The organism is Saccharopolyspora dendranthemae (assembly GCF_007829955.1).
In the GTDB taxonomy this organism is placed as follows: Bacteria; Actinomycetota; Actinomycetes; order Mycobacteriales; family Pseudonocardiaceae; genus Saccharopolyspora; species Saccharopolyspora dendranthemae.
The window spans coordinates 1-23,557 of the sequence record NZ_VIWX01000002.1 but is presented as its reverse complement, the minus strand read 5'-3'; the positions used below and the strand labels follow the sequence as shown (position 1 = coordinate 23,557).

Sequence of the window (23,557 nt, the reverse complement as noted above, 5' to 3'; positions counted from 1 at the left end):
CCTCTCACGAACGTGTTCGGTGTGAACGTCTTCCGCAGCGGTGCGGGCGGCGGAACGGGCTCTCAGCGCGCGGCGGACTTCCGCGAAGGCTCGTTCACCTCGGTGGGCTCGTGGGCCTCGGTGTGCTTGCGAGCCCACGGGTAGTCGGGCTTTCCGCTGGGAGAGCGGGTGATCTGGTCCACCAGCCAGAGGCTGCGCGGCACCTTGTACCCGGCGATCACCTCGCGGGCGTGGGCGTCGAGCTCGGCCAGCTTCGGCGCCGCTCCCTCGCGCGGCTGCACCAGCGCGGCGACCCGCTGCCCCATGCGCTCGTCGGGCACGCCGACCACCAGGACGTCGAAGACGTCGGGGTGCGACTTCAGCGCGCTCTCGACCTCCTCGGGGAAGACCTTCTCCCCGCCGGTGTTGATGGACATGTTGCCGCGGCCGAGCAGCGTGACCGTCCCGTCGGCCTCCAGCCGGGCGTAGTCGCCGGGGACCACGTAGCGCGTGCCGTCGACCTCGACGAACACGGAGGCGGACTTCTCCGGGTCCTTGTAGTAGCCCAGGGGCACGTGTCCGGTCTTGGCCAGCCAGCCGACCTGCCCGGTTCCCGGCTCCAGCGGCCGGTTCTCGTCGTCGATGACGATGAGCTTCTTGTCCGCCGTGACACGGGGGCCCTCGGTCTGGACGCCGTCCTTGGTGACGATGCCGATGCCACCGAAGCCGGTCTCCGAGGAGCCGATCGCGTCGGTGATCACGACGTTGGGCAGCTCTTCGAGGTACTGGTGCTTGACCGAGGTCGAGAACAGCGCGGCCGTCGAGGAGATCGCCACCACGGACGACGCGTCGTACTCGCCCTCGTGGTAGGCCTCGATCATCGGCCGCGCCATCGCGTCACCGACGATGGCCAGCACGTTGACCTTGTTCTTCTCCACCGCCCGCCACACCTCGTGCGGGTCGAACTCGGGGACGAACACCGTTGTGGCGCAGGCGAACAGGTTACCGAAGGTTGCCCACTGCGCGGCGCCGTGGATGAACGGGGCCGCCGGAAGCCGCACCAGGCCACCGGTTTCCGCGCCCGTGCGCGCCAGTTCCCACTCGTCCTTGACGTACTCGCCGGTCATGAAGTCGATGCCGCCGCCGAGGACGCGCCAGACGTCCTCCTGGCGCCACATGACGCCCTTGGGCATGCCGGTGGTACCACCGGTGTAGAGCAGGTAGAGGTCGTCGGCGCTGCGCTCGGCGAAGTCGCGGTCGGCGCGCTGGGCGGCCAGCGCGGCCTCGTACTCCGCGGCGTCGTACCGGGAGTGGTCGGCGTCCGAACCGTCCTCGATGACTAGAACGTGATTCAGGTTCGGAACCTGCGGCAGCACCTCGGCGACGTGATCGCTGTACCGCCGTTCGTGAACGAGCGCGACCATGTCCGCGTTGGAGAAGATGTACTGCAGCTCCGCGGGCACGTAGCGGTAGTTCACGTTGATGGCGACCGCGCGCAGCTTGTACGCCGCGAGCATCGCCTCCAGCGCTTCGATCGAGTTCCTGGAGTACACACCGATGTGCGCGCCCGGCCCGACTCCCCGCTCGGCGAGGTGGTGCGCCAGCTGGTTGGACCGCTGCTCCAGTTCGGCGAACGTCACCTGGCGCTCGCCGCAGACCACTGCGACGCGCTCAGGGACCATGTCGACTGCGTGCTCGAAGAGATCTGCGATGTTGAGTGCCACTCGAAAAAAGTAGAACGTGTTATCGCTGAAGACAAGGGCTGAAGAGGTCTACCGCGAAATGGGCGATCCGCCGTCGCGCGGTGCTGCGGGCAGCACGACGTCGCGCGCAGCGGGCCCTTCCCCCGCCGCGCGCGGACGCGCACCGATCATCGCAGCTCAGATGGCCTTTTCTCGGCCTTCCCAGTACGGATCGCGCAGCTTGCGCTTGTAGAGCTTGCCGTTGGGATCCCGCGGCAGTTCGTCGACGTAGTCGATGCTGCGCGGAACCTTGAACTTGGCCAACCGCTCCCGCGCGTAGGCCAGCAGCTCCTCGGACAGCTCGTCGCCGGCGGCAACACCCTCGGCCGGCTGGACGACGGCCTTGACCTCCTCGCCCCAGTCGTCGTGCGGCACGCCGAACACGGCCACGTCGGCGACCTTGGCGTGCACCGACAGCGAGTTCTCGATCTCGGCCGGGTAGATGTTCACGCCGCCCGAGATGATCATGTCGTTGCGCCGGTCGCACAGGTAGAGGTAGCCGTCGGAGTCCAGGTAGCCGACATCGCCGAGGGTGAACAGGTCGCCCACACGCGCTTCCTGGGTCTTCTTCTTGTCGTTGTGGTACTCGAAGGACGAGCCGCCCATCTGCATGTAGACCGTGCCGATCTCGTCGGCGGGCAGCTCGCCGCCATCGTCACCGAGGATCCGCACCACCGAGCCCGGCCAGGGCTTGCCGACCGAACCGGGCTTGCGCAGCCACTCATCGGCCATGATCGTCGTGCCGCCGCCCTCGGTCGCCGCGTAGTACTCGACGACGACCGGGCCCCACCAGTCCAGCATCGCGCGCTTGACCTCCTGCGGGCACGGAGCGGCGCCGTGGATCATCGTGCGCAGCGAGGACACGTCGTAGCGGGCCCGGGTCTCCTCCGGCAGCGCCAGCAGCCGGTGGAACTGGGTGGGAACCATGTGGCTGTGCGTGACGCGGTGCTTCTCGATCAGCCGGAGCATCTCCTCGGCGCCCCAGCGATCCATCAGGACCGCGGTGTGCCCGAACTGGATCGAGATGCTCACGAAGTTCAGCACGGCGGTGTGGTACAGCGGCGAGCCGCACAGGTGCACGTGGTCGTCGAAGGGCTTGAGCCCGAAGACCCCGAAGAACCACTCGTTGGCGCGCGGGACGTCGTCCGGGTCCGCACCCGACAACGGCCTGCGCACGCCCTTGGGACGGCCCGTGGTGCCGGAGGTGTAGAGCATCGGCGAGCCCGTGGTGCGCACGTCAGGGCGCCCGACCGGCTCATCCGCACCGAGGTTGGCCAGCGGCTGGAATCCCGGCACGTTCCCGACGGCGAAGCGCGCTTGGCTGGGCAGGCCGCTGCGCGCGGCGGCGTCGGAGGCGGCGTCGGCGAACCGCTCGTGCGCGAGGAACGCCTTGGCTCCGCTGTCCTCGACGATGTAGGCGACCTCGGGCCCGACGAGGTGCCAGTTCACGGTCACCACGTACAGCCCGGTCTGCACGGCGGCGAAGTACGCGGCCAGCAGGTCCGCGCCGTTGGGCAGCATCAGCACGATGCTGTCGCCCGGCTCCAACCCCATGCTCTGCAGACCGCGGCCGTACCGGTCGGCCGCCGCGGCGAGCTCGGCGTAGGTGACCGAACTCCCGTCGGGCGAGACCACGGCCGTTCGGTCCGGCTGCTGGTGGGCGATGTTCCACAGTCCTATGTCGGCCACGGCGGACTCCTGTCGACGACGAAAGCGTTCCCCAGCCGAACAAACCTAGAACGTGTTGCAGTTGTGGAGCAAGGTCGCGGGCCGAACCCGTTGCGAGCAATCCGACCCGCGCCCCGATTCACACGAGAACGTATTTCAGCTCTGAACCACGTCGGCGACCGACCGGACGTGCTCCGCGTCGCGGCAGCCGACCAGCAGCGAGGTCACCCCGGCCTTCTCCCACACCGCGATCCGCTCCCGGACGTGGTCGCGGTCGCCGATGATCGCCACGTCGTCGATGGCCTCGTCCGGGACCGCGGCGACCGCCTCCTCCCGCCGACCGGCGGCGAAGAGCCGCTCGATGTCGGAGACCGCCTCGTCGTAGCCCATCCGGCGGAACAGCTCGGCGTGGAAGTTCATGCCCGGCGCGCCCATCCCGCCGAGGTAGAGGGCCACCGAGGGCTTGAGCTTGGCGCGCTCGGCCGCGGGGTCGTCGGTGACCACGACCTGGCAGGTCGCGGCGACCTCGAACTCCTCGCGGGTGCGGCGCGCTCCCTCGCGGGCGAAACCCTCGGCCAGCCATTCCTCGTACATCGGGCCGACCCGGGGTGAGTAGTAGACCGCGATCCAGCCGTCGGCGATCTCGGCGGTCTGCGCGACGTTCTTCGGCCCCTCCGCACCCAGCCAGATCGGCAGGTCCGCTCGCAGCGGGTGGGTGATCGGCTTGAGCGGTTTGCCGAGCCCGATCGAACCCGGTCCGTCGTAGGGCATCCGGTAGTGCGGGCCGTCGTTGCGCACCTTGTCCTCGCGCGCCAGCACCTGCCGCACGATCGAGACGTACTCCCTGGTCCGGGCCAGCGGCTTGGCGAACGGCTGGCCGTACCAGCCCTCCACGACCTGCGGACCGGACACGCCGAGCCCCAGGACCGCGCGGCCACCGGAGAGGTGGTCGAGGGTCAGCGCGTGCATCGCGCAGGACGCCGGCGAGCGCGCCGACATCTGCGCTACGGAGGTCCCCAACCGCACGTTGCGGGTCTCCGACCCCCACCAGGCGAGCGGCGTGAAGGCGTCCGAGCCCCACGACTCGGCCGCGAAGACGGCGTCGAATCCAGCGCGGTCGGCTTCGAGAACGAGTTCTTGGGAGTTCTGCGGTGGCGCGGCACCCCAGTACCCGAGCTGCAGTCCTACTTTCACTTGTGAACCTCCCTTTCCCGACCGTCCGCGGACCCCGCCCATACTGCACCGGATATTGCCGCGATGGCGAGAACATGTTTCACTTCGGGTTGTGACTGGGATCTCCGAACCGCTCAGCGCCCCGCTCAACATCGGCTTCGACTACACCCGTTCGCTCGGGACCGTCCACAGCCGATTCGCCACCTCGCTGCGCGATGGCGGCATCGTCGGGGTGCGCGGCAGCGACGGCCGGGTGCACGTGCCACCCATCGAATACGACCCGGACACCGCGGCCCCGCTGGACGACTTCGTCGAAGTCGGCAGCCAGGGCGCGGTGATCAGCTGGACCTGGATGCCCGATCCGCTGCCCGGCCAGCCGCTGGAGCGGCCGTTCGCCTGGGCGCTGGTGCGCCTGGACGGCGCGGACACCCCGCTGCTGCACGCCGTGGACGTGCCCGGACCGGAGGCGATCTCCACCGGGATGCGCGTGCAGGTCCGCTGGGCCGCCGAGCGCGGCAACGGGATTCGCGACATCGCCTGCTTCGAACCCGCGGGCACCCCCACCACCGCGCCGGAACCGGCCGGCGGTGATCCGGTGACGATGCTGACCTCACCGGTGCAGCTCAACTACACCCACTCCGCCTCACCCGAGGAGAGCCGCTACCTGGAAGGGCTCGCCGAGGGCAGGTTGCTCGGTCAGCGCTGCCCCGCGTGCTCGAAGGTCTACATCCCCCCGCGCGGCGCCTGCCCCACCGACGGCGTTCCCACGGTGGAGGAGGTGGAGCTGCCCGATACCGGCACCGTGACCACGTTCTGCATCGTCAACGTGCCGTTCCTGGGCCAGCGCATCAAGCCGCCGTACGTCGGCGCCTACGTGCTGCTCGACGGCGCCGACATCCCGTTCCTGCACCTGGTGCTCGGCTGCGAGGCCGACGAGGTGCGGATGGGCATGCGGGTCAAGGCGTCGTGGAAACCGCGCGACGAGTGGGGCCCCACGCTGGAGAACATCGACCACTTCGAACCGACCGGCGAACCGGACGCGGCGTTCGAAACCTACGCCCACCACCTGTGAAGGAGCTGCCATGACTGACGTCGCCGTCGTCGGCTTCGCACAGGCACCGAACGTGCGCGCCACCAACGGCACCACGAACGGTGTCGAGATGCTGGTCCCCATCTTCCAGGAGGTCTTCGCCCAGACCGGGCTGTCCAAGACCGACATCGGTTTCTGGTGCTCGGGATCGTCGGACTACCTGGCCGGGCGGGCCTTCTCGTTCATCGCAGCGGTGGACGCGATCGGCGCGTTCCCGCCGATCAACGAATCGCACGTCGAGATGGACGCCGCCTGGGCGCTCTTCGAGGCGTGGGTGAAGATCCAGACCGGCGAGGTGGACACCGCCCTGGTCTACGGATTCGGCAAGTCCTCCGCCGGCGACCTGCGCCGCACGCTGGCGCTGCAGCTGGACCCCTACTCGGTGGCACCGCTGTGGCCCGACTCGGTGAGCATCGCCGGCCTGCAGGCCCGCATGGGCCTGGACGCCGGGGACTACACCGAGCAGGAGATGGCCGAGGTCGCGGCCCGGAACCGCGCGTCCGCCAAGGGAAATCCCAGCGCGCAGATCTCCGGCGCGTTCGACCCGCAGGAACTGCTGGCCGAGCCCTACGTCGCCGATCCGCTGCGCGCCCACGACTGCGCGCCGATCACCGACGGGGCGTCGGTGATCGTGCTCGCCTCGGCCGAACGCGCTCGCGAGATCCGCGAACGACCCGCCTACATCGGGGGCATCCAGCACCGCATCGAATCCGGCAGCCTGGGCGCTCGCGACCTGCGCCGCTCGGAATCCACCGCCGCGGCGGGAACGGCACTGGGCACCGACGGCGTCGAGATCGCCGAGCTGCACGCACCTTTCACGCACCAGGAGATCGTGCTGCGGCGGGCTCTCGGGCTGGACGAGTCGGTCGCGGTCAACCCGTCGGGCGGCGCGCTGTGCGGCAACCCGATGTTCGCGGCCGGTCTGTCGCGCATCGGTGAGGCGGCCACGCAGGTCTTCGAGGGCCGCGCCGGGAAGGTGCTGGCGCACGCGACCAGCGGCCCCGCGCTGCAACAGAACCTGGTGTGCGTGATGGAGGGACGAGACTGATGGGCAAGCAGTTGGCGGCCGTGCTGGGCACCGGCCAGACCCACCACACCAGCAAGCGGCTGGACGTCTCGATGGCCGGGTTGTGCCGCGAGGCGGTGGACCGCGCGATGGCCGACGCCGGGGTGGACTGGCCGGACATCGACGCGGTCGTGGTCGGCAAGGCGCCGGACCTGTTCGAGGGCGTGATGATGCCCGAGCTGCACCTGGCCGACGCGCTGGGCGCGACCGGGAAGCCCCTGCTTCGGGTGCACACCGCGGGCTCGGTGGGCGGTTCCACCGGCAACGTGGCGGCCAGCCTGGTCCAGGGCGGCGTGCACAAGCGCGTGCTGGCGGTGGCGTTCGAGAAGCAGTCCGAGTCCAACGCGATGTGGGCGCTGTCGATCGTCCCGCCGTTCAGCATGCCGGTCGGCGCGGGCGCGGGCGGTTACTTCGCGCCGCACGTGCGCTCCTACATCCGCCGCTCCGGCGCCCCGACGCACACCGGGGCGATGGTGGCGGCCAAGGACCGCCGCAACGGATCGCGCAACCCCTACGCGCACCTCAAGCAGTCGGAGATCACCGTCGACTCGGTGATGGCCTCGCAGATGCTGTGGGACCCGATCCGCTACGACGAGACCTGCCCTTCGTCCGACGGCGCGTGCGCGGTCGTCATCGGCGACGAGGCCAGCGCGAACGGCCGCAAGGCGGCGTGGATCCACGCGACCGCGATGCGCACCGAGCCGACGACGTTCGCCGGCCGCGACCAGGTCAGCCCGCAGGCGGGCAAGGACGCGGCGGCCGCGCTGTGGAAGCAGGCCGGGATCACCGACCCGCTGTCCGAAGTGGACGTCGCCGAGATCTACGTGCCGTTCTCGTGGTTCGAGCCGATGTGGCTGGAGAACCTCGGGTTCGCCGCGGAAGGCGAGGGCTGGAAGCTCACCGAGTCCGGCGAGACCGCGATCGGTGGCCGCATCCCGGTCAACCCCTCGGGCGGCGTGCTCTCGTCGAACCCGATCGGGGCTTCCGGACTGCTGCGCTTCGCCGAGGCCGCGCGGCAGGTCACCGGGGACTCCGGCGAGAACCAGGTCGACGGCGCGCAGGTCGCCCTCGGTCACGCCTACGGCGGTGGCTCGCAGTACTTCTCCATGTGGGTCGTCGGATCGAACAAACCTGGAGCCTGACATGAAGTTCACGATGTCGGTGGCCATGACGCCGCTCGACCAGCTCACCGAGCTCGCGCGCACCGCCGAGGAGTGCGGGTACTCCTCGGTCGCGCTGCCGGATTCGCTGTTCTACTCGGAGAAGGTCTCCGCCGAGTACCCCTACACCCAGGACGGATCCCGGATGTGGGACGCCGACACGCCTTGGGTGGACCCGCTGATCGCCACCGCCGCGATGGGCGCGGCGACCTCGCGGCTGCGGTTCTACACCTCGGTGCTCAAGCTGGGCCCGCGCAACCCGGTCCTGCTGTCCCGGCAGCTGGCCTCGGTCGCGTCGCTGACCGGCAACCGCTTCGGGCTCGGACTCGGGCTGGGCTGGGCGCCGGAGGAGTTCGAGTGGTGCGGGGCCCCGTACGCCAAGCGCGGAGCGCGGGTCGACGAGATGATCGAGATCATCCGGCTGATCCTCGGCGGCGGCATGGTCGAGTACCACGGGAAGTTCTTCGACTTCGACAAGTTGCAGATCTCCCCCGCCCCGACCGAGCGGATGCCGATCTACGTCGGCGGGCACACGGAGCCGGCGCTCAAGCGCGCCGCGCGGGTGGGCGACGGCTGGGCGTCGGCGATGATGAAGCTCTCCGAGCTGCGCGAGACCATCGACAAGCTCGGCGAGCTGCGCGCCTCCTACGACCGCGCGGACGAGCCGTTCGAGATCCAGGCCGTGTGCGTCGACCGGTTCGGCGCCGACGGCTACCGCGAGCAGGCCGAGGTGGGCGTCACCGACGCGATCGTGGTGCCGTGGCTCTTCGACGGCCACGGCTTCGACGCGCCGCTGGAGGCCAAGAAGGACTCGATCCGCAAGTTCGCCGCCGATGTCATCGAGAAGGTCTAGGAACACCCGTTTTCGGTTGTGCGGTGGCGGGTCTTCGCGGCCCGCCACCGCTGTCGTACCGAGCAGAACTCGTCAGGAGGCCGCATGAGCGACACTGGAGTGCACTGGAAGGCCAGCCGGGAGCCGCACCCGGCCCGCGACGCGGCGCTGGCGTCGATCAGCGCCGTGGCCCGGCGCGAGAAGGACGAGTGGCTCGCGCTGTTCGCCGAGGACGCCGTGCTGGAGGACCCGGTGGGTCCCTCGCTGTTCGACCCTGAGGGCAAGGGACACCGCGGGATCGAGGGCGTGCTGGGGTTCTGGGACATCGCGATCGCGAAGTCCGAGCGGATCGAGTTCTTCATCGAGGACTCGTTCGCGTGCGGCAACGAGGTCGCCAACACCGGCACGATCACCACGACCATGCCCGACGGTTCGGTGATGGACGCCGAGGGCGTGTTCTCCTACCGCGTCAACGATGCGGGCAAGATCGTCGCGCTGCGGGCGTTCTGGGAGTTCGACCGCGCCGTCGCGACGCTCCGGCAGTCCTAGCAGCCCTCCCCCACGACGATGGCGCCGTTCCCCTGGCGGGAGCGGCGCCATCGTGGTGCGCGGGGGCGGTTGTGGTCCGAACCGCCCGGGGGCGATGCCCGTTTCGCCCGGTCAGTTCGGACCAGAACCGCCCGATGGCGCCCCCGGGACTCACAACCGGGAGCGCCATCTGGAGATCAGCGGTACTGGACCTTGTACTCCTTGATGCCGTTGAGCCAGCCGGATCGCAGCCGGCGCGGCTCCTCGAGCTGACGGATGTCGGGCATGTGGTCGGCGATGGCGTTGAAGATCAGGTCGATCTCCAGGCGCGCCAGGCTCGCGCCCAAGCAGTAGTGCGCGCCGGTGCCGCCGAAGCCGACGTGCGGGTTCGGGTCGCGGGTGATGTCGAAGCGCTCGGGCTCGTCGAAGACGTCGGCGTCGAAGTTGGCCGAGCTGTAGAACATCCCGACCCGCTCGCCCTTCTTGATCTGCACGCCGGAGAGCTCGGTGTCGGCCATCGCCGTGCGCTGGAAGGACACCACCGGGGTGGCCCAGCGGACGATCTCGTCGGCCGTGGTCTGCGGCCGCTCCTTCTTGTACAGCTCCCACTGGTCGGGGTTCTGCATGAAGGCGTGCATGCCGTGGCTGATCGCGTTGCGCGTGGTCTCGTTGCCCGCGACCGCCAGGAGGATCGTGAAGAAGCCGAACTCGTCATCGCTCAGAGCGCTGCCGTCGACGTCCGCCTCGACGAGCTTGGTGACGATGTCGTCCATCGGGCACTTGCGCTTCTGGTCGGCCACGTTCATGAAGTAGCCGAGGATCTCCGCGGCCGCGGTCGACGGATCGATGTCGTACTCGGGGTCGTCGTAGGCGACCATCTGGTTCGACCAGTCGAAGATGTCCTTGCGGTGCTCCTGGGGCACGCCCAGGAGCTCCGCGATCGCCTGCAGCGGGAGCTCGCAGGCGATGTCGGTGACGAAGTCCCCGGTACCGGAGCTCAGCGCGCCGGTGGCGATCGCCTCGGCCCGCTCGTGCAAGGCCGCTTCGAGGCTCTTGATCGCGCGCGGCGTGAAACCGCGCGCCACCAGCCGACGGACCTTCGTGTGCTCCGGCGGGTCGATGTTGAGCATGATGAACCGCTGCATCTCGATCTGCTCGCGGGTCATCTCCTCGTTGAACCGGATGATCGCGGTGTTCTCGTGGCTGGAGAACACGTCGCTGCGCCGGGAGATCTCCTTGACGTCCGCGTGCCGCGTGACGACCCAGTACCCCTCGTCCTCGAAACCCGACTTCCGGAACGGTTGCTTGTTCCACCAGATGGGCGCGGTACGCCGAAGCTCCGCGAATTCCTCCAGCGGCACCCGCTCGGAGTAGAGGTCGGGGTCGGTGAAGTCGAAGCCTTCCGGAAGGCTCGGTGCTACCACGGCTTACCTCCTGCGCTGCACGAACTGAAACGAGTTCTATGTGAAGCGAACCACATGGAGCGCGTTCGGTAAACCCCTTTAACTACAGATGAATCGTGCAAGCCAAGGCAAAGATCGTTCCGCCTCCCCTCCGGTCATGGCGCATGGGGATAACATGTTCTAGATTCGTGGCGGTAGCGATTGCGGTGAGAGGAGATTCAGGTGGGCACTCCGGTGATCGTGGAGGCGGTGCGGACGCCGATCGGCAAGCGCAAGGGCTGGCTGTCCGGGCTGCACGCCTCGGAGATCCTCGGCGCGGCGCAGCGCGGCCTGGTGGAACGCGCGGGCATCGACCCCGCAGTGGTGGAACAGGTCATCGGCGGCTGCGTCACCCAGGCCGGCGAGCAGTCCGGCAACGTCGCCCGCACCGCGTGGCTGCACTCCGGGCTCCCCGAGGAGACGGGCAGCACTTCGATCGACGCCCAGTGCGGATCGGCGCAACAGGCCACCCACCTCATCGCCGGTCTCATCGCGACCGACGCCATCGAGGTCGGCATCTCCTGCGGCGTCGAGGCCATGACCCGGGTGCCGCTGGGCAGCAACATCGGCACCGACGTGGGCCGGCCCAAGCCCGATTCCTGGGACATCGACATGCCCAACCAGTTCCTGGCCGCGGACCGCATCGCGGGCCGCCGGGGCATCACCCGCGAGGACCTCGACCGCTTCGGGGTGCGTTCGCAGGAACGCGCGCAGCTGGCGTGGGACGAAGGCCGCTTCGACCGCGAGATCGTCCCGGTCAGCACCGCCGACGGCGAGGTCACCCGCGACCAGGGACTGCGCGAGACGAGCGTGGAGACCCTCGGCGGGCTCAAGCCGGTCCTCCCCGACGGGCTGCACACCGCGGGCAGCTCCTCGCAGATCTCCGACGGCGCGGCGGCCCTCCTGCTGATGGACTCCGACCGCGCCCAGGCCCTGGGACTGCGTCCGCGCGCCCGGATCGTCTCCCAGTGCCTGGTGGGCGCCGAGCCCTACTACCACTTGGACGGGCCGGTGCAGGCCACCGAGCGGGTGCTCGCGCGCAGCGGGATGAAGATCGGCGACATCGACGTCTTCGAGGTCAACGAGGCCTTCGCCTCGGTCGTGCTGTCCTGGGCCGACGTCCACGGCCCCGACCTGGACCGGGTCAACGTCAACGGCGGCGCCATCGCCCTCGGCCACCCGGTCGGCAGCACCGGCGCCCGCCTGCTCACCTCGGCGCTGCACGAACTCGAACGCCGCGACGGCAGCACGGCCCTGGTCACCATGTGCGCCGGTGGCGCGCTGTCCACGGGCACCATCATCGAACGGCTCTGATCCGCCGCTCCCAAGACGACGCGCGCCGCCCCAGCACTCCGGGGCGGCGCGCGTTTCCCATTCCCGACCCCCTGGCCCGCGAACGAACGTCGCGCGAACTTCGAGCCCGGAGTTCCAGACCCGGAGTTCGCGCGACGTTTCGCACTCGCACCCCACCAGGTGGTGAGGCGGACGTCAGAGCCAGTCGTCCGGCGTGCCCGTCAGGAAGTCCTCCGGCCAGTACTGGGCGGGGGTCGTCGGACGGGTGATGCCCGTGTAGGCGCCCTTGTAGAACAGCAGCGGGTCTTCCTCCGTCGTCTCGCCGAGCGTCTGCACCCGGCCGATGACGATGTGGTGATCACCGCCGTCGAGCACCGATTCGACCGCGCAGTCGAGCCAGGTGAGCGTGCCGTCCAGGAGCGGAGATCCCGACGGAGCCGGGCTCCAGCTCAGGCCGGCGAACTTGTCCTCGCCCTTGCGCCCGAAGACCGACGAGACGTCGCGCTGACCGGCCGCCAGCACGTTGACGCAGAAGTGCCCGGAACGCTCGATCAGCGGCCACGCCCGGGAGTTCTTCCCCGGGCAGAACAGCACCAGGGCCGGGTCGAGGGACAGCGCCGAGAACGACTGGCACGCGAAACCCACCGGCTGACCGTCGCAGCTGCCGGTCACCACCGTCACACCGGTGCAGAAGTGCCCGAGCGTGCGCCGGAACGTCGCACCGTCGATCTCCGAGACCACCGCTTCCATCGCCCCTCCCATCACTGAGGCCTGTTGCCGAGGCTGAAGTCGTGGCCCCACAGGCTGACCGCCGTGCTCTCGCGCGCGATCCAGTCGTCGTCGTCGACCTGCCTTCCCTCGCAGCCGAATTCGACGTCGAAGCCACCAGGGGTCTTCATGTAGAACGACAGCATCAGGTCGTTGACGTGCCTCCCCAGGGTCGCCGACATCGGCACCTTGCGCCGGTAGGCGCGGTCCAGGGTCAGCCCGACGTCGTCGACGTCGGCTACCTCGACCATCAGGTGCACGATGCCGCTGGGCGTGGGCATCGGCAGGAACGCCAGGCTGTGGTGCCGCGGGTTGCAGCCGAAGAACCGCAGCCACGCCGGTTCCCCGTCGGAGGGCCTGCCGACCAGCTCGGGCGCCATGCGCATCGAGTCGCGCAGCTTGAACCCGAGCACGTCGCGGTAGAACCGCAGCGCCGCCTCGTCGTCGTGGGTGGACAGCACCACGTGCCCGAGCCCTTGCTCCTCGGTGACGAACGTGTGCCCGTACGGGCTCACCACCCGCCGGTGCTGCAGCGCGGCACCGTGGAAGACCTCCAGCTCGTTGCCCGACGGGTCGCTGAAGCGGATCAGCTCCATCACCCGCCGGTCCGCGAGCTCCTCGGCCGTGCCCTCCTTGAACGGAACCCCGTTGGCGCTCAACGAGTCCCGGATCTCCTGCAGGCCCGCCGCGTGCTCGGCTTCCCATCCGGCCTGCAGCAGCCGGTCCTGCGAACCGGGCACGATGACCAGCCGGGCCGGGAAGTCGTCCATGCGCAGGTACAGCGCGTCCGGATCGTTCCCGCTGCCCTCGACCATGCCGAGGACCTTCAAGCCGTACACCCGCCACGCCTCGATGTCGGTGGCCTCGATGCGCAGGTACCCGAGCGAGCGAATACCCATGGGACTACCTCTCCTTCGCCTTGTGGAGCGTGCTGTGGTCGTGTCGCGGCGGGCCCGGCGACAGCGGTTCCGCCGCCGGCAGATCGGCACTAGCCGTCCAGGAAGTCCTTGGTGATGCTGTTGAACTCCTCGAACTTCTCCAGCTGCGCCCAGTGCCCGCAACGACCGAAGACGTGCAGCTGCGCGCGCGGGATCAGCTTCAGCGCCACCAGCGCCCCGTCCAGCGGGTTGACCCGGTCCTCGCGGCCCCAGATCAGCAGCACCCGCTGCCGCAGCTTGTAGGCCTCCCGCCACAGCAGGCCCTCTTCGAAGCTCTCGGGCTGGGAGAAGGACTTGCCCATCGCCTTCATGGCGGCCATCGACTCCGGCGCGCTGGCCGCCGCGAAGCGCTCCTCGAGCAGCTCCTCGGTGATCAGCGACTGGTCGTAGACCATCGTCCGCAGGAAGGCTTCGAGCTTCTCCTTGGTCGGGCCGGGCGGCGCTCCGAACTGGCCCAGCTTCTGGACCCCTTCGGTCGGGTCCGGCGCGAACACGTTGAGGCTCAAGCCGCCCGGCCCCATCAGCACCAGCCGACCCGCGCGCTCGGGGAAGTTCAGCGCGAAGCGCACCGCCGTCCCGCCACCGAGCGAGTTGCCGAGCAGGTGCGCCTTGTCGACGCCCAGGACGTCGAACAGCTCGTGCAGAGCGCCCGCGCTGTGGGTGAAGTACTGGCCGTGCTCGGTCGGTTTCGAGGACTTGCCGAATCCGGGCTGGTCCACGGCGATGACGTGGAAGTCATCGGCGAACGCCTCGATGTTGCGGCTGAAGTTGCTCCACGCCGACGCCCCTGGCCCGCCGCCGTGCAGCATGACCACGGTGTTGTCGTTGCCGACGCCGGCTTCGTGGTAGTGCAGCGTCAGCCCGGAGGGCAGTGTCGCGTCCTGGCTCTTGATCTCCACCATCAGACCATCGAATCCTTCACCGGTAGACCGAATTCTCCGCTGCCGAACATCGTGTAGGCGCGCTCGGCGTCATTGGCCGCGTGCACCCGGCCGGCGTGCGCGTCCCGCCAGAACCGCTGGATCGGGGTGCCCGCCTGCAGCGCCCGCCCACCGGAGTTCTCGAAGAGCCGGTCGACCGCGGAGATCGCCCGCGCGGTACCGCGCACCTGGTCACGACGTGCCTTGAGCCGCAACGACATCGGCACTTCCTCGCCCGCCTGCAGCAGAGCCAGCTCGTCGGCGATGTTGGTCGACAGCTGCAGCCACGCGGCGTCGATCTCGCTGGCGGCCTCGGCGATGCGGACCTTGGCGAACGGGTCGTCCTTGGCCTGCTCACCGGCGTAGGCGGCGCGAACCCGCTTGGCCTGGTGCTCGACGTGCGCGTCGTAGGCACCCTGCGCCATGCCGATGATCGGCGCGGTGATCGTCGAGGGGTGCACGGTGCCCCACGGAAGCCGGTACAGCGGCGCCGTGTTGACCTCGTGGCCGGGGCACTGGGTCTTCGACATGGACATGAAGCTCAGCGCCCGGTGCTCGGGGATGAACACGTCCTCGACGACGATGTCGTTGCTGCCGGTGCCGCGCAGCCCGACGGTGTCCCACACGTCGTTGATCGTGTAGTCGTCGAGCGGCAGGAGGTAGGTGCAGAAGTCGACCATGTTGCCCTCGCCGTCCAGCGCGGGGCCGCCGACGAACACCCAGCTCGCGTGATCGCAGCCGGAGGAGAAGCTCCACTTACCCGTCAGCCGGTAGCCGCCCTCGACGACCTTCGCCTTGCCCATCGGCGCGTAGGAGGACGAGATCCGCGTGTTCTGGTCCTTGCCCCAGACGTCCTCCTGGGCCTGCTGCGGGAACAGGGCCAGGTGCCACGGGTGGACGCCGAGGATGGAGGCGACCCAGCCGGTCGAGCCGCACGCGCTGGCGATGAGCTTCACCGCGGTGTAGAACTCCACCGGGTCGGCCTCGTAGCCGCCGTAGCGCTGGGGCTGCAGCAGCTTGAAGAATCCCGCGTCCTGCAGCTCGCCGATGGATTCCGCCGGGATCTTGCGGCCGTCCTCGGCCTGCTGGGCGCGATCCCGCAGCGAAGGAAGCAGCTTGCGCACCGCTTCGAGAACTTCTGTGCTGTCCCGGTCACTCATGCAGTGCTCCGTTCGAAAGTTCCGGTGTGGTCACTTGGCCTGTTCGCGCTGCAGTTCCAGCGCGATGTCGATCAGCTGGTCCTCCTGGCCGCCGACGAGCTTGCGCTCACCGGCGCGAACCAGGAGCTGCGCCTGGCTGACGCCGTAGCGCTCAGCCTGGTTGGCGGCGTGCTTGAGGAAGCTGGAGTACACCCCGGCGTAACCCATCATCAGCGCGGAGCGGTCCAGCAGGCATTCCTCCGGCATCGCCGGGCGCACCACGTCCTCGGCGGCGTCGGCGATGGCGAAGAAGTCCACGCCGGTCCGGAATCCGAGCTTGTCGCACACGCCGACGAACGCTTCGACCGGCGTGTTGCCCGCGCCGGCACCGAATCGCCGCGTGCTGCCGTCGATCTGGACGGCACCGGCACGGGCCGCGGCGACCGAGTTCGCCACCGCGACACCGAGGTTCTCGTGCCCGTGGAAGCCGATCTGCGCGTCGCCGCCGATCTCGGCGTCCAGAGCCGAGACGCGCTCGGCGACCTGCTCCAGCACCAACCCACCGGCGGAGTCGACGACGTAGACGCACTGGCATCCGGCGTCGACCATGATCCGGGCCTGCTTGGCCAGCACCTCCGGTGGCTGGGAGTGGGCCATCATGAGGAACCCGACGGTTTCCATGCCCTGCTCGCGCGCGAGCCCGAAGTGCTGCACCGACACGTCGGCCTCGGTGCAGTGGGTGGCGATCCGGCACACCGAGGCACCGTTGTCGCGCGAGATGAGGATGTCGTCGGTGACGCCCACCCCGGGCAGCATCAGCACGGCGATCTTGGCGTTGCGCGCGGTCTCCGCGGCCAGCGTGATGAGCTCCTGCTCGGGAGTGCGCGAGAACCCGTAGTTGAACGAGGATCCGCCCAGGCCGTCGCCGTGGGTCACCTCGATCACCGGCACCCCGGACCCGTCGAGCGCGGTGACGATGTCGCGCACCTCGTCGGCGGTGAACTGGTGCCGCTTGTGGTGCGAGCCGTCGCGCAGCGAGGTGTCGGTGATGCGCAGGTCCAGCTCGTCGCTGTAAGTCTTGGGCAGATGGGTCTTGGGCAGTCCGGTCACCGCGCGGCCTCCTTCTGCAACGCCCCGGTGCCGGCGAGCTCTTCGCCGACCCGCACCGCGGCGGCGGTCATGATGTCGAGATTGCCGGAGTAGTTCGGCAGGAAGTCGCCCGCGCCTTCGACTTCGACGAACACCGCGACGCGCGCCTGCCCGCCGGTGAGCGCCGACGGCGGGTCGAACTGCGGCTCGGACAGCAGCCGGTAGCCGGGGACGTACTCGGCGATGTCGGCGGCCATGCGGGTGATCGACTCGCCGATGGCGTCGGTGTCGGCGTCGGCCGGGATGGCGCAGAAGATGGTGTCGCGCATGATCATCGGCGGGTCGGCCGGGTTGAGCACGATGATCGCCTTGCCGCGCTCGGCTCCCCCGATGACCTCGATCCCCTTGGAGGTGGTGCGGGTGAACTCGTCGATGTTCGACCGCGTTCCGGGTCCCGCCGACACGGAGGCGACCGAGGCGACGATCTCGGCGTAGGCCACCGGAACGACCCGGGACACCGCGTGCACCATCGGGATGGTGGCCTGACCGCCGCAGGTGATGAGGTTGATGTTCGGGGCGCCGAGGTGCTCGTCGATGTTGACGGGCGGGACGACGTAGGGTCCGACGGCGGCCGGGGTGAGGTCGATCGCCCGGATGCCGCGCTCGGCGTAGCGCGGGGCGTTGGCCCGGTGCACGTAGGCCGAGGTCGCCTCGAAGACGATGTCCGGGCTCTCGTTCTCCAGCAGCCAGTCCACGCCCCCGGCGCTGGTGGCCACGCCGAGGTCCGCAGCGCGGCGGAGGCCGTCGCTGTCGGCGTCGATGCCGATCATCCAGGCGGGCTCGACGTGCTTCGCCCGGCTGAGCTTGTAGAGCAGGTCGGTACCGATGTTGCCCGACCCGACGATGGCCGCCTTGGCCGTCATGGCGCCCCTCCTGAGGTGTGTTGAGGTCTCTAGGGTTTCGCGGTGAGGCCGACCGTGCCGAGACCGGTGAACTCGGCCCGGAAGACATCCCCTGGCCGCACGTCGATGGCGCGGGTGCAGGAACCGGGCAGCACGACGTTCCCGGCCCGCAACCGGACCCCGAACCCGGCGACCTTCTTCGCCAGCCAGGCCACGGCGGTGGCGGGGTTGCCCAGCACCGCGTCGGAGCGGCCCTCCGCGACGACCTCGCCGTTGCGGTGCAGCACGGCGTCGATGCCGCGCGGGTCGAGCGCCCCCGGTGCCACTCGCTGCGCTCCCAGCACGTAGCCGGCCGAGGAGGCGTTGTCGGCGATGGTGTCGGCGATGCCGATCCGCCAGTCGCGGATGCGGCTGTCGATCAGCTCGATCGAGGGGATCAGCGCTTCGGTGCGGTCGAGCACGCCCTGCTCGTCGCAGTCCGGCGGGATGTCCTCGGACAGCAGGAAGCCGACCTCGACCTCCACGCGCGGGTAGCAGTAGGCACGGGCGTCGAGCGGAACGTCCTCGGACAGCTGCATGTCGCTGAGCAGGTGCCCGTAATCCGGTTCGTCGACGCCCATCATCTGCTGCATCGCCGGCGAGGACAGCCCGACCTTGTGCCCGGCGGTCGGGACGTCCCGGCGGCGGATGTTGATCAGCTGGATCTCGTAGGCGTCGACCACGTCGATGTCCGGGTGCGATTCGATCAGCGGCGGGATCGGCTCCCGTTCGCGCTCGGCCCGCCACAACCGCTCGGCGAGCCCTTCGCGGGTCTCGGCACTGAGCATTCGTCCTCCCCGGCACCCCTGGTGACTGGAACAGGTTCCGAACGATGCGGAACCCCTTTCACGTGCTGTTCCGGCTACATCATAGCGCCAACAGCGCCAAAATCTATAACATGTTTCAGTTTGCTGCGAGCACCAGTCCGCTGGTGGGGACCCCGGTGCCCGCCGTCACCAGGACGTTGCCGACAGCATCGACCTGGTTGACCGCCGTCCCGCGGATCTGCCGCACCCCTTCGGCGATGCCGTTCATCCCGTGGATGTAGGCCTCGCCCAGCTGGCCGCCGTGGGTGTTGAGCGGGAGCCGACCACCGTGCTCGATGGCTCCGTCGGCGATGAAGTCCTTGGCCTCACCCCGGCCGCAGAATCCGAGCTCTTCGAGCTGGACCAGCACGAACGGCGTGAAGTGGTCGTAGAGGATGCCGACCTGCACGTCCTGCGGGCCGATCCCGGACTGCTCCCACAGCTGGCGCGCCACCAGGCCCATCTCAGGCAGGCCGGTGATGTCGTCCCGGTAGTAGCTGGTCATGGTGAACTGGTCCGGCCCGCTGCCCTGGGCGGCTCCGGCCACCACCGCGGGCGGGTTCGGCAGGTCGCGGGCGCGATCCAGGCTGGTGATCACCAGCGCCACCCCGCCGTCGCTCTCCTGGCAGCAGTCCAGCAGCCGCAGCGGCTCGGTGATCCACCGGGAGTTCTGGTGGTCCTCCAGGGTGATCGGACGCTCGTAGAACCACGCGTTCGGATTCGCCGCGGCGTGCTTGCGGTCGGCGACCGCGATGCGCCCGAAATCCTCGCTCGTCGCGCCGTAGGCGTGCATGTAGCGGCGGGCGAACATGGCCACCTGCGCACCCGGAGTGCCCAGGCCCATCGGGTAGGACCAGCTGTTGTCCACGCCGGTGGAGGTGGCCTGACCCGACAACCCGGCGTTGAACTGACCGAACCGCTGCCCGGAGCGCTCGTTGAAGGCGCGGTAGCAGACCACGACCTCGGCCATCCCGGTCGCCACCGCCATCGCCGCCTGCTGCACCGTGGCGCAGGCCGCGCCGCCCCCGTAGTGGATGCGGCTGAAGTAGCTCAGGTTCGGGATGCCGACCTCGCGGGCCACCGCGACCTCGGTGTTGGTGTCCATCGTGAAGGTGACCAGACCATCCACATCGGACGGTTCGAGCCCCGCGTCGGTGATCGCGCCGCGCACGCACTCGGCGGCCAGCTGCAGTTCGCTGCGCCCGGAGTCCTTGGAGAACTCGGTCGCACCGATCCCCGCGATCGCGGTCTTCCCTGAGATCATCGGGCCACCTCCGGCAGCTCCAGCCGAACCCGGCCGGTCACGTGGGTGCCGAGCTGGTTGCGGCCCAGCACCTCGACGACGAACACTCCCTCGCCCTGCTCCAGGACCTGGCCGTGCATGGTCAGCGTGTCGTAGGCGTAGCAGGGCACGCCGAGCTTGATCGACACCCCGCGCACCAGCGCTTCCGGACCCGCCCAGTCGGTGACGTAGCGCTGCACCAGACCGGTCGAGGTCAGGATGTTGAGGAAGATGTCGTCGGAACCCTTGGCCTGCGCCAGGTCCCGGTCGTGGTGCACGTCCTGGAAGTCGCGGGTCGCGATGGCCGTGCTCACGATGAAGGTCGGAGTGGCGTTGATGCGTTCCTCCGGCAGGGCGTCGCCGATCGCGACCTCACCCGCCGAACGTGTGCGCGCCAGTGTCATGCGTCCTCCCCTGTTCTGCGGGACACCCGCACCCGGTCGGACGCATGAGCGCGCGAGCCGAAATCGTCGCTCATGCGTCCTCCGACGGTTTCCAGTACGGCAGCGTGAGTTCGTCGTCGACGCGCTGGTAGGCGACCTGGACGCGCTGCCCGATGGTCACCTCTTCCGGGTCGACGTCGTGCAGTTCCCCGAGGATCCGGACGCCCTCGTCGAGCGCGACCAGCGCGATCACCAGCGGCAGCTTCTTGCCCGGGATCGCGGGACGGTGGTGCACGACGTAGCTGTAGACCTCGCCGAGCCCTTCGGACACCAGGTGGGTGCGCTGGGTGGCACCGCACTCCGGGCACATCGGCCCCGGCGGGTGCCGCAGCAGTCCGCAGCCGCCGCAGCGCTGGATGCGCAGCTCGCCTGCGGCCGTGCCCTCCCAGAAGTAGGCGGTGTCCTGGTTGATCGCGGGCCGGATGACCTCGGCCGGCGGCTCCGGTTCCGACTGGGGCTCAGCGGTCTTCGCTTCCGCAGGCTTGAACTTCAGGACGCGGAACATCATCTCGGCCACCGGCTCATCGCCGACGTACCAGGTGTTGCGGGTGGTGACGAACCAGCCCTCGCCGAGGCCGGTGGTCTTCGGCCCGACCACCGAGTCGAGCTTGGTGGTGACCGCGAGCTGCTCGCCGTGCCGGAGGTAGCGGTGGTAGGTCTGCTCGCAGTTGGTCGCGACCACCGAGGTGTACCCGGCTTCGTCGAGCGCACCCATCATCGAGTAGAGCGGGTCGTCGGGATCGCGCTCGGGGTTGAGCCCGCCCATGGTCCACACCTGCGCCATCGCCGGCGGGGCGACGAGCCCGCCGTGGACGGACTTCTCGGCGACCTCAGCCGAGGTGTAGACCGGGTTGGCGTCGCCCATCGCCTCGACCCAGTTGTTGATCATCGGCAGGTTCACCGGATCGCGGGCCGGCCTCGGTGCGCTGGAACCGCGCTCGGCGATCCGGTTGGCCGCCGCGCGGATCTCCTCTGCCTCAGTGGTCGTACTGGTCATGATGCTCCATTCCTCAGCGCGGCACCCGCGGCAGTCCCAGCCCGGCGGTGGCGATCAGCTCGCGCTGGACCTCGCTGACCCCTCCGCCGAAGGTCAGCACGATGTTTCCGCCTTGGCCTGAAACGTCCAGCCAGTGCAGCAGTTCCGCGGTGTCCTCTTCGGACGGATCGCCGTGCCTGCCGACGATCTCCTCCAGCTCGCGACCCAGCGTCTGCACGGTCTCGGAGGAGAAACACCTTGGTCGCCGAGGCGTCGGCGACCTCCACCGGGCCGAGCGACGCCGACGCGGCGACCTGCCAGTTCAGCAGCTCGTTGACCCGCTCGAAGGCCCGCACCCGCGCGAGAACCCGCTTCACGTCGGGGAGTTCGAGGCAGATCGCGCTCGGCCGCCCAATCACGCACCCGCTCGCGCAACCCACCGGTGCGGCCCGACGGGCCGAGCATGACGCGCTCGTGGTTGAGCTGGGTCGTGATCAGCTTCCAGCCGCGGTCCTGCTCCCCCACCAGCATCGAGGCCGGAACCCGCACGTCGTTGAAGTAGGTCGCGTTGACGTGGTGTGACCCGTCGGCGGTGATGATCGGCGTCCACGAGTAGCCCTCATCGCGGGTGTCGACGATCAGGATCGAGATGCCCTTGTGCTTGGGCGCATCGGGATTCGTGCGGCAGGCCAGCCAGATGTAGTCCGCGTCGTGCCCCCCGGTGGTGAAGATCTTCTGGCCGTTGACGACGTAGTCGTCGCCGTCGCGCACCGCGGTGGTGCGCAACGAGGCGAGGTCGGTGCCCGCGTCCGGTTCGGTGTAGCCGATAGCGAAGTGCACGTCCCCGGCGAGGATCTTGGGCAGGAAGAAGGCCTTCTGCTCTTCCGTGCCGTAGGTCTGCAGCGTCGGCCCGACGGTCTGCAGCGTCACCGACGGCAGCTGCACGTCGGCCCTCGACGCCTCGTTGGCGAAGATGTAAGTTCTCGACGTCGCCGAAACCGCGCCCGCCGTACTCCTCGGGCCAGCCCACGCCCATCCAGCCGTCGCGGCCCATCCGGCGGACCACCGCGCGGTGGGCCTCGTCGTGCCGGTCCAGGCGAGCGCTTCGCGCTCTTCGGGGGTGACGAGGTTGCTGAAGTACTCGCGCAGCTCGGCCTGCAGCGCCCGCTGCTCCTCGGTGAGTTCGATGAACACGGCTTCTCCTCAGGCGTGTCGGGCGAGGACGTCGACGCGGTGCGCGGCGCCGCCCGCAGAGCCGCGCCAGGTCCTTGACCTGCGAGTAGTAGCGGTGCATGGGGTAGGTGATGTCCACGCCGAGCCCGCCGTGCAGGTGGTGGCAGGTGTGCATCGCGGCAGGTGCCTGGTCGGTGAGCCAGAAGGCGGCGACGTCGAGGTCTTCACCCGCGTCGCGCCCGGTGCCCAAACGCCAGGACGCCGACAGCGCCGCCAGGTGCAGGGTCCGGTTGACGACGTAGACGTCGGCGATCTGCTGCGCGACGGCCTGGAAGGCCGCCAGCGGCTTGCCGAACTGGTGCCGCGTGCGCAGGTGCTCGGCGGTGAGCTCCAGCGCCGCGGCCACTGCTCCGTCTCCCAGCGCGCACATCCCCGCGAGAGCGCAGGAGTGCACGTCGTCGAGGACCGCTTCGCTCGGCGAGCCGAGGACTTCGCCTTCGACGTCGTCGAGGTCCACGACCCACTCCACGCCGACCGAGGAGCGCACCGAGCGCAGCGTCACGCCGTCGGCGTGCGGGTCGACCAGCAGGATCGCGGGCCCCTGCTCGGTGCTGGCGGACACCAGCAGGCGGTGCGCGGTGTCGGCGTGCAGCACGCCGGTCTTGCGCCCGGTGACGCGTGATTTCTCCGACACCGTGCGGGGTTTCGTCGGCAGCGGGGCGGAGGCCTCGTTGAGCGCCGCGCTGAACACGCGTCCGGGCTCGGCGAGCAACCGCTCCTGCTGGGACTCGTCGGCGTGCCGCGCGATCGGCAGGACGCCGAAGGCCAGCGTCGCCAGCGCCGGGACGCCGACCCCGGCCTTGCCCACCTCGGCGAGCACCAGACCGACCTCGAGCGGGCCGAGTCCGGCCCCGCCCAGGCGCTCGGGGACCGGCAGCGAGAGCAAGCCCGACTCCCCCAGCGCCTTCCACACCGACTCATCGAAACCGATTCCAGTTGAGGCGGCGGCTCGCTCGGTCTCCTTGGCCAGAACTTCAGCCGCCAGATCCCTCACTGCCTGCTGCGTCTCCCCGAGCGTGAACTCCATCCCGCCCCCTCGACCAACCCTG

General features: G+C 69.5%; 22 protein-coding genes and 2 pseudogenes. 7 read left to right on the top strand and 17 right to left on the bottom strand.

The window, feature by feature from the left end; all coding sequences use genetic code 11:
• Positions 1–62 precede the first annotated feature (62 nt).
• From FHU35_RS09060 to FHU35_RS09050, 3 genes are all read right to left on the bottom strand, one after another.
• Positions 63–1,703, bottom strand: a complete 1,641-nt coding sequence (locus tag FHU35_RS09060) for an acyl-CoA synthetase (protein WP_186459350.1) — start codon at positions 1,701–1,703, stop codon at positions 63–65.
• Positions 1,704–1,859: 156 nt separating this feature from the next.
• Complete coding sequence (locus FHU35_RS09055; protein WP_145738075.1) at positions 1,860–3,410, bottom strand: acyl-CoA synthetase; 1,551 nt, start codon at positions 3,408–3,410, stop codon at positions 1,860–1,862.
• A 135-nt stretch (positions 3,411–3,545) separates the two neighbouring features.
• The gene (locus tag FHU35_RS09050; protein ID WP_145738074.1) at positions 3,546–4,583 is read right to left on the bottom strand and encodes an LLM class F420-dependent oxidoreductase; all 1,038 of its coding nucleotides are present in this window, start codon (positions 4,581–4,583) and stop codon (positions 3,546–3,548) included.
• A gap of 91 nt (positions 4,584–4,674) precedes the next feature.
• Here FHU35_RS09050 and FHU35_RS09045 point away from each other — a divergent pair, with 91 nt between their 5' ends.
• The 5 genes from FHU35_RS09045 (at position 4,675) to FHU35_RS09025 (ending at position 9,259) form a co-directional block, all read left to right on the top strand.
• The gene (locus FHU35_RS09045) at positions 4,675–5,634 is read left to right on the top strand and encodes a Zn-ribbon domain-containing OB-fold protein (protein WP_425474115.1); all 960 of its coding nucleotides are present in this window, start codon (positions 4,675–4,677) and stop codon (positions 5,632–5,634) included.
• Positions 5,635–5,644: 10 nt separating this feature from the next.
• Positions 5,645–6,700, top strand: a complete 1,056-nt coding sequence (locus tag FHU35_RS09040) for a thiolase domain-containing protein (protein WP_145738073.1) — start codon at positions 5,645–5,647, stop codon at positions 6,698–6,700.
• The gene (locus FHU35_RS09035; RefSeq protein ID WP_145738072.1) at positions 6,700–7,860 is read left to right on the top strand and encodes a thiolase domain-containing protein; all 1,161 of its coding nucleotides are present in this window, start codon (positions 6,700–6,702) and stop codon (positions 7,858–7,860) included. The genes FHU35_RS09040 and FHU35_RS09035 overlap by 1 nt, the downstream gene beginning before the upstream one ends.
• Before the next feature lies 1 nt (position 7,861).
• Positions 7,862–8,731, top strand: a complete 870-nt coding sequence (locus tag FHU35_RS09030; protein WP_145738071.1) for a TIGR03619 family F420-dependent LLM class oxidoreductase — start codon at positions 7,862–7,864, stop codon at positions 8,729–8,731.
• Positions 8,732–8,815: 84 nt separating this feature from the next.
• A complete protein-coding gene (locus FHU35_RS09025) occupies positions 8,816–9,259 on the top strand; it encodes a nuclear transport factor 2 family protein (RefSeq protein ID WP_145738070.1) in 444 nt (147 codons plus the stop codon).
• Positions 9,260–9,435: 176 nt separating this feature from the next.
• Here the strand turns inward: FHU35_RS09025 and FHU35_RS09020 are convergent, their stop codons facing one another.
• Entirely contained in the window at positions 9,436–10,662 is a 1,227-nt protein-coding gene (locus FHU35_RS09020) for a cytochrome P450 (RefSeq protein WP_145738069.1), read from the bottom strand.
• A gap of 201 nt (positions 10,663–10,863) precedes the next feature.
• Here FHU35_RS09020 and FHU35_RS09015 point away from each other — a divergent pair, with 201 nt between their 5' ends.
• Positions 10,864–11,994 (top strand): steroid 3-ketoacyl-CoA thiolase, encoded by a 1,131-nt coding sequence (locus FHU35_RS09015; protein ID WP_145738068.1) that lies wholly within the window; start codon positions 10,864–10,866, stop codon positions 11,992–11,994.
• Positions 11,995–12,168: 174 nt separating this feature from the next.
• Here FHU35_RS09015 and hsaB read toward each other — a convergent pair whose 3' ends face one another.
• From hsaB to FHU35_RS30395, 11 genes are all read right to left on the bottom strand, one after another.
• On the bottom strand, positions 12,169–12,723 hold the full coding sequence (hsaB, locus tag FHU35_RS09010) for a 3-hydroxy-9,10-secoandrosta-1,3,5(10)-triene-9,17-dione monooxygenase reductase subunit (RefSeq protein ID WP_145738067.1): 555 nt from the start codon (positions 12,721–12,723) through the stop codon (positions 12,169–12,171).
• Between the two features lie 11 nt (positions 12,724–12,734).
• Positions 12,735–13,640 (bottom strand): iron-dependent extradiol dioxygenase HsaC, encoded by a 906-nt coding sequence (hsaC, locus tag FHU35_RS09005; RefSeq protein ID WP_145738066.1) that lies wholly within the window; start codon positions 13,638–13,640, stop codon positions 12,735–12,737.
• 89 nt (positions 13,641–13,729) lie between these two features.
• On the bottom strand, positions 13,730–14,581 hold the full coding sequence (gene hsaD, locus FHU35_RS09000) for a 4,5:9,10-diseco-3-hydroxy-5,9,17-trioxoandrosta-1(10),2-diene-4-oate hydrolase (protein ID WP_145738065.1): 852 nt from the start codon (positions 14,579–14,581) through the stop codon (positions 13,730–13,732).
• A complete protein-coding gene (hsaA, locus tag FHU35_RS08995; RefSeq protein WP_145738064.1) occupies positions 14,581–15,759 on the bottom strand; it encodes a 3-hydroxy-9,10-secoandrosta-1,3,5(10)-triene-9,17-dione monooxygenase oxygenase subunit in 1,179 nt (392 codons plus the stop codon). The genes hsaD and hsaA overlap by 1 nt, the downstream gene beginning before the upstream one ends.
• A 30-nt stretch (positions 15,760–15,789) precedes the next feature.
• A complete protein-coding gene (gene dmpG, locus FHU35_RS08990) occupies positions 15,790–16,848 on the bottom strand; it encodes a 4-hydroxy-2-oxovalerate aldolase (RefSeq protein ID WP_246110186.1) in 1,059 nt (352 codons plus the stop codon).
• Positions 16,845–17,750: an acetaldehyde dehydrogenase (acetylating) gene (locus FHU35_RS08985; RefSeq protein ID WP_145738063.1), complete on the bottom strand. Its 906-nt coding sequence runs from the start codon at positions 17,748–17,750 to the stop codon at positions 16,845–16,847. Before FHU35_RS08985 ends, dmpG begins: the two co-directional genes overlap by 4 nt.
• A gap of 29 nt (positions 17,751–17,779) precedes the next feature.
• Positions 17,780–18,556: a 2-keto-4-pentenoate hydratase gene (locus FHU35_RS08980; protein WP_145738062.1), complete on the bottom strand. Its 777-nt coding sequence runs from the start codon at positions 18,554–18,556 to the stop codon at positions 17,780–17,782.
• Positions 18,557–18,671: 115 nt separating this feature from the next.
• Positions 18,672–19,838 (bottom strand): lipid-transfer protein, encoded by a 1,167-nt coding sequence (locus FHU35_RS08975; protein ID WP_145738061.1) that lies wholly within the window; start codon positions 19,836–19,838, stop codon positions 18,672–18,674.
• Complete coding sequence (locus FHU35_RS08970; protein WP_145738060.1) at positions 19,835–20,260, bottom strand: MaoC family dehydratase; 426 nt, start codon at positions 20,258–20,260, stop codon at positions 19,835–19,837. The genes FHU35_RS08975 and FHU35_RS08970 overlap by 4 nt, the downstream gene beginning before the upstream one ends.
• A gap of 70 nt (positions 20,261–20,330) precedes the next feature.
• Complete coding sequence (locus tag FHU35_RS08965; protein ID WP_145738059.1) at positions 20,331–21,296, bottom strand: bifunctional MaoC family dehydratase N-terminal/OB-fold nucleic acid binding domain-containing protein; 966 nt, start codon at positions 21,294–21,296, stop codon at positions 20,331–20,333.
• A 13-nt stretch (positions 21,297–21,309) separates the two neighbouring features.
• Complete coding sequence (locus FHU35_RS30395) at positions 21,310–21,513, bottom strand: hypothetical protein (protein ID WP_425474114.1); 204 nt, start codon at positions 21,511–21,513, stop codon at positions 21,310–21,312.
• 20 nt (positions 21,514–21,533) lie between these two features.
• Here FHU35_RS30395 and FHU35_RS30390 point away from each other — a divergent pair, with 20 nt between their 5' ends.
• On the top strand, positions 21,534–21,857 hold the full coding sequence (locus FHU35_RS30390; protein WP_425474113.1) for a hypothetical protein: 324 nt from the start codon (positions 21,534–21,536) through the stop codon (positions 21,855–21,857).
• 33 nt (positions 21,858–21,890) lie between these two features.
• On the opposite strand, the pseudogene FHU35_RS30385 reads toward FHU35_RS30390, so the two are convergent.
• A pseudogene (locus tag FHU35_RS30385) lies at positions 21,891–22,424 on the bottom strand (acyl-CoA dehydrogenase family protein); the annotation flags it as partial.
• Positions 22,315–23,535, bottom strand: a pseudogene (locus tag FHU35_RS08955) (acyl-CoA dehydrogenase family protein); the annotation flags it as partial. The pseudogenes FHU35_RS08955 and FHU35_RS30385, both read right to left, overlap by 110 nt.
• Positions 23,536–23,557: the final 22 nt, after the last annotated feature.

Excerpts from the sequence above, each read along its gene's own strand:
- FHU35_RS09040 (WP_145738073.1), top strand. The coding sequence starts at position 5,645 with ATGACTGACGTCGCCGTCGTCGGCTTCGCACAGGCACCGAACGTGCGC.
- FHU35_RS09035 (WP_145738072.1), top strand. The coding sequence starts at position 6,700 with ATGGGCAAGCAGTTGGCGGCCGTGCTGGGCACCGGCCAGACCCACCAC.
- FHU35_RS09030 (WP_145738071.1), top strand. The coding sequence starts at position 7,862 with ATGAAGTTCACGATGTCGGTGGCCATGACGCCGCTCGACCAGCTCACC.
- FHU35_RS09025 (WP_145738070.1), top strand. The coding sequence starts at position 8,816 with ATGAGCGACACTGGAGTGCACTGGAAGGCCAGCCGGGAGCCGCACCCG.
- hsaB (WP_145738067.1), bottom strand. The coding sequence starts at position 12,723 with ATGGAAGCGGTGGTCTCGGAGATCGACGGTGCGACGTTCCGGCGCACG.
- hsaC (WP_145738066.1), bottom strand. The coding sequence starts at position 13,640 with ATGGGTATTCGCTCGCTCGGGTACCTGCGCATCGAGGCCACCGACATC.
- hsaD (WP_145738065.1), bottom strand. The coding sequence starts at position 14,581 with ATGGTGGAGATCAAGAGCCAGGACGCGACACTGCCCTCCGGGCTGACG.
- hsaA (WP_145738064.1), bottom strand. The coding sequence starts at position 15,759 with ATGAGTGACCGGGACAGCACAGAAGTTCTCGAAGCGGTGCGCAAGCTG.
- FHU35_RS08985 (WP_145738063.1), bottom strand. The coding sequence starts at position 17,750 with ATGACGGCCAAGGCGGCCATCGTCGGGTCGGGCAACATCGGTACCGAC.
- FHU35_RS08980 (WP_145738062.1), bottom strand. The coding sequence starts at position 18,556 with ATGCTCAGTGCCGAGACCCGCGAAGGGCTCGCCGAGCGGTTGTGGCGG.
- FHU35_RS08975 (WP_145738061.1), bottom strand. The coding sequence starts at position 19,838 with ATGATCTCAGGGAAGACCGCGATCGCGGGGATCGGTGCGACCGAGTTC.
- FHU35_RS08970 (WP_145738060.1), bottom strand. The coding sequence starts at position 20,260 with ATGACACTGGCGCGCACACGTTCGGCGGGTGAGGTCGCGATCGGCGAC.
- FHU35_RS08965 (WP_145738059.1), bottom strand. The coding sequence starts at position 21,296 with ATGACCAGTACGACCACTGAGGCAGAGGAGATCCGCGCGGCGGCCAAC.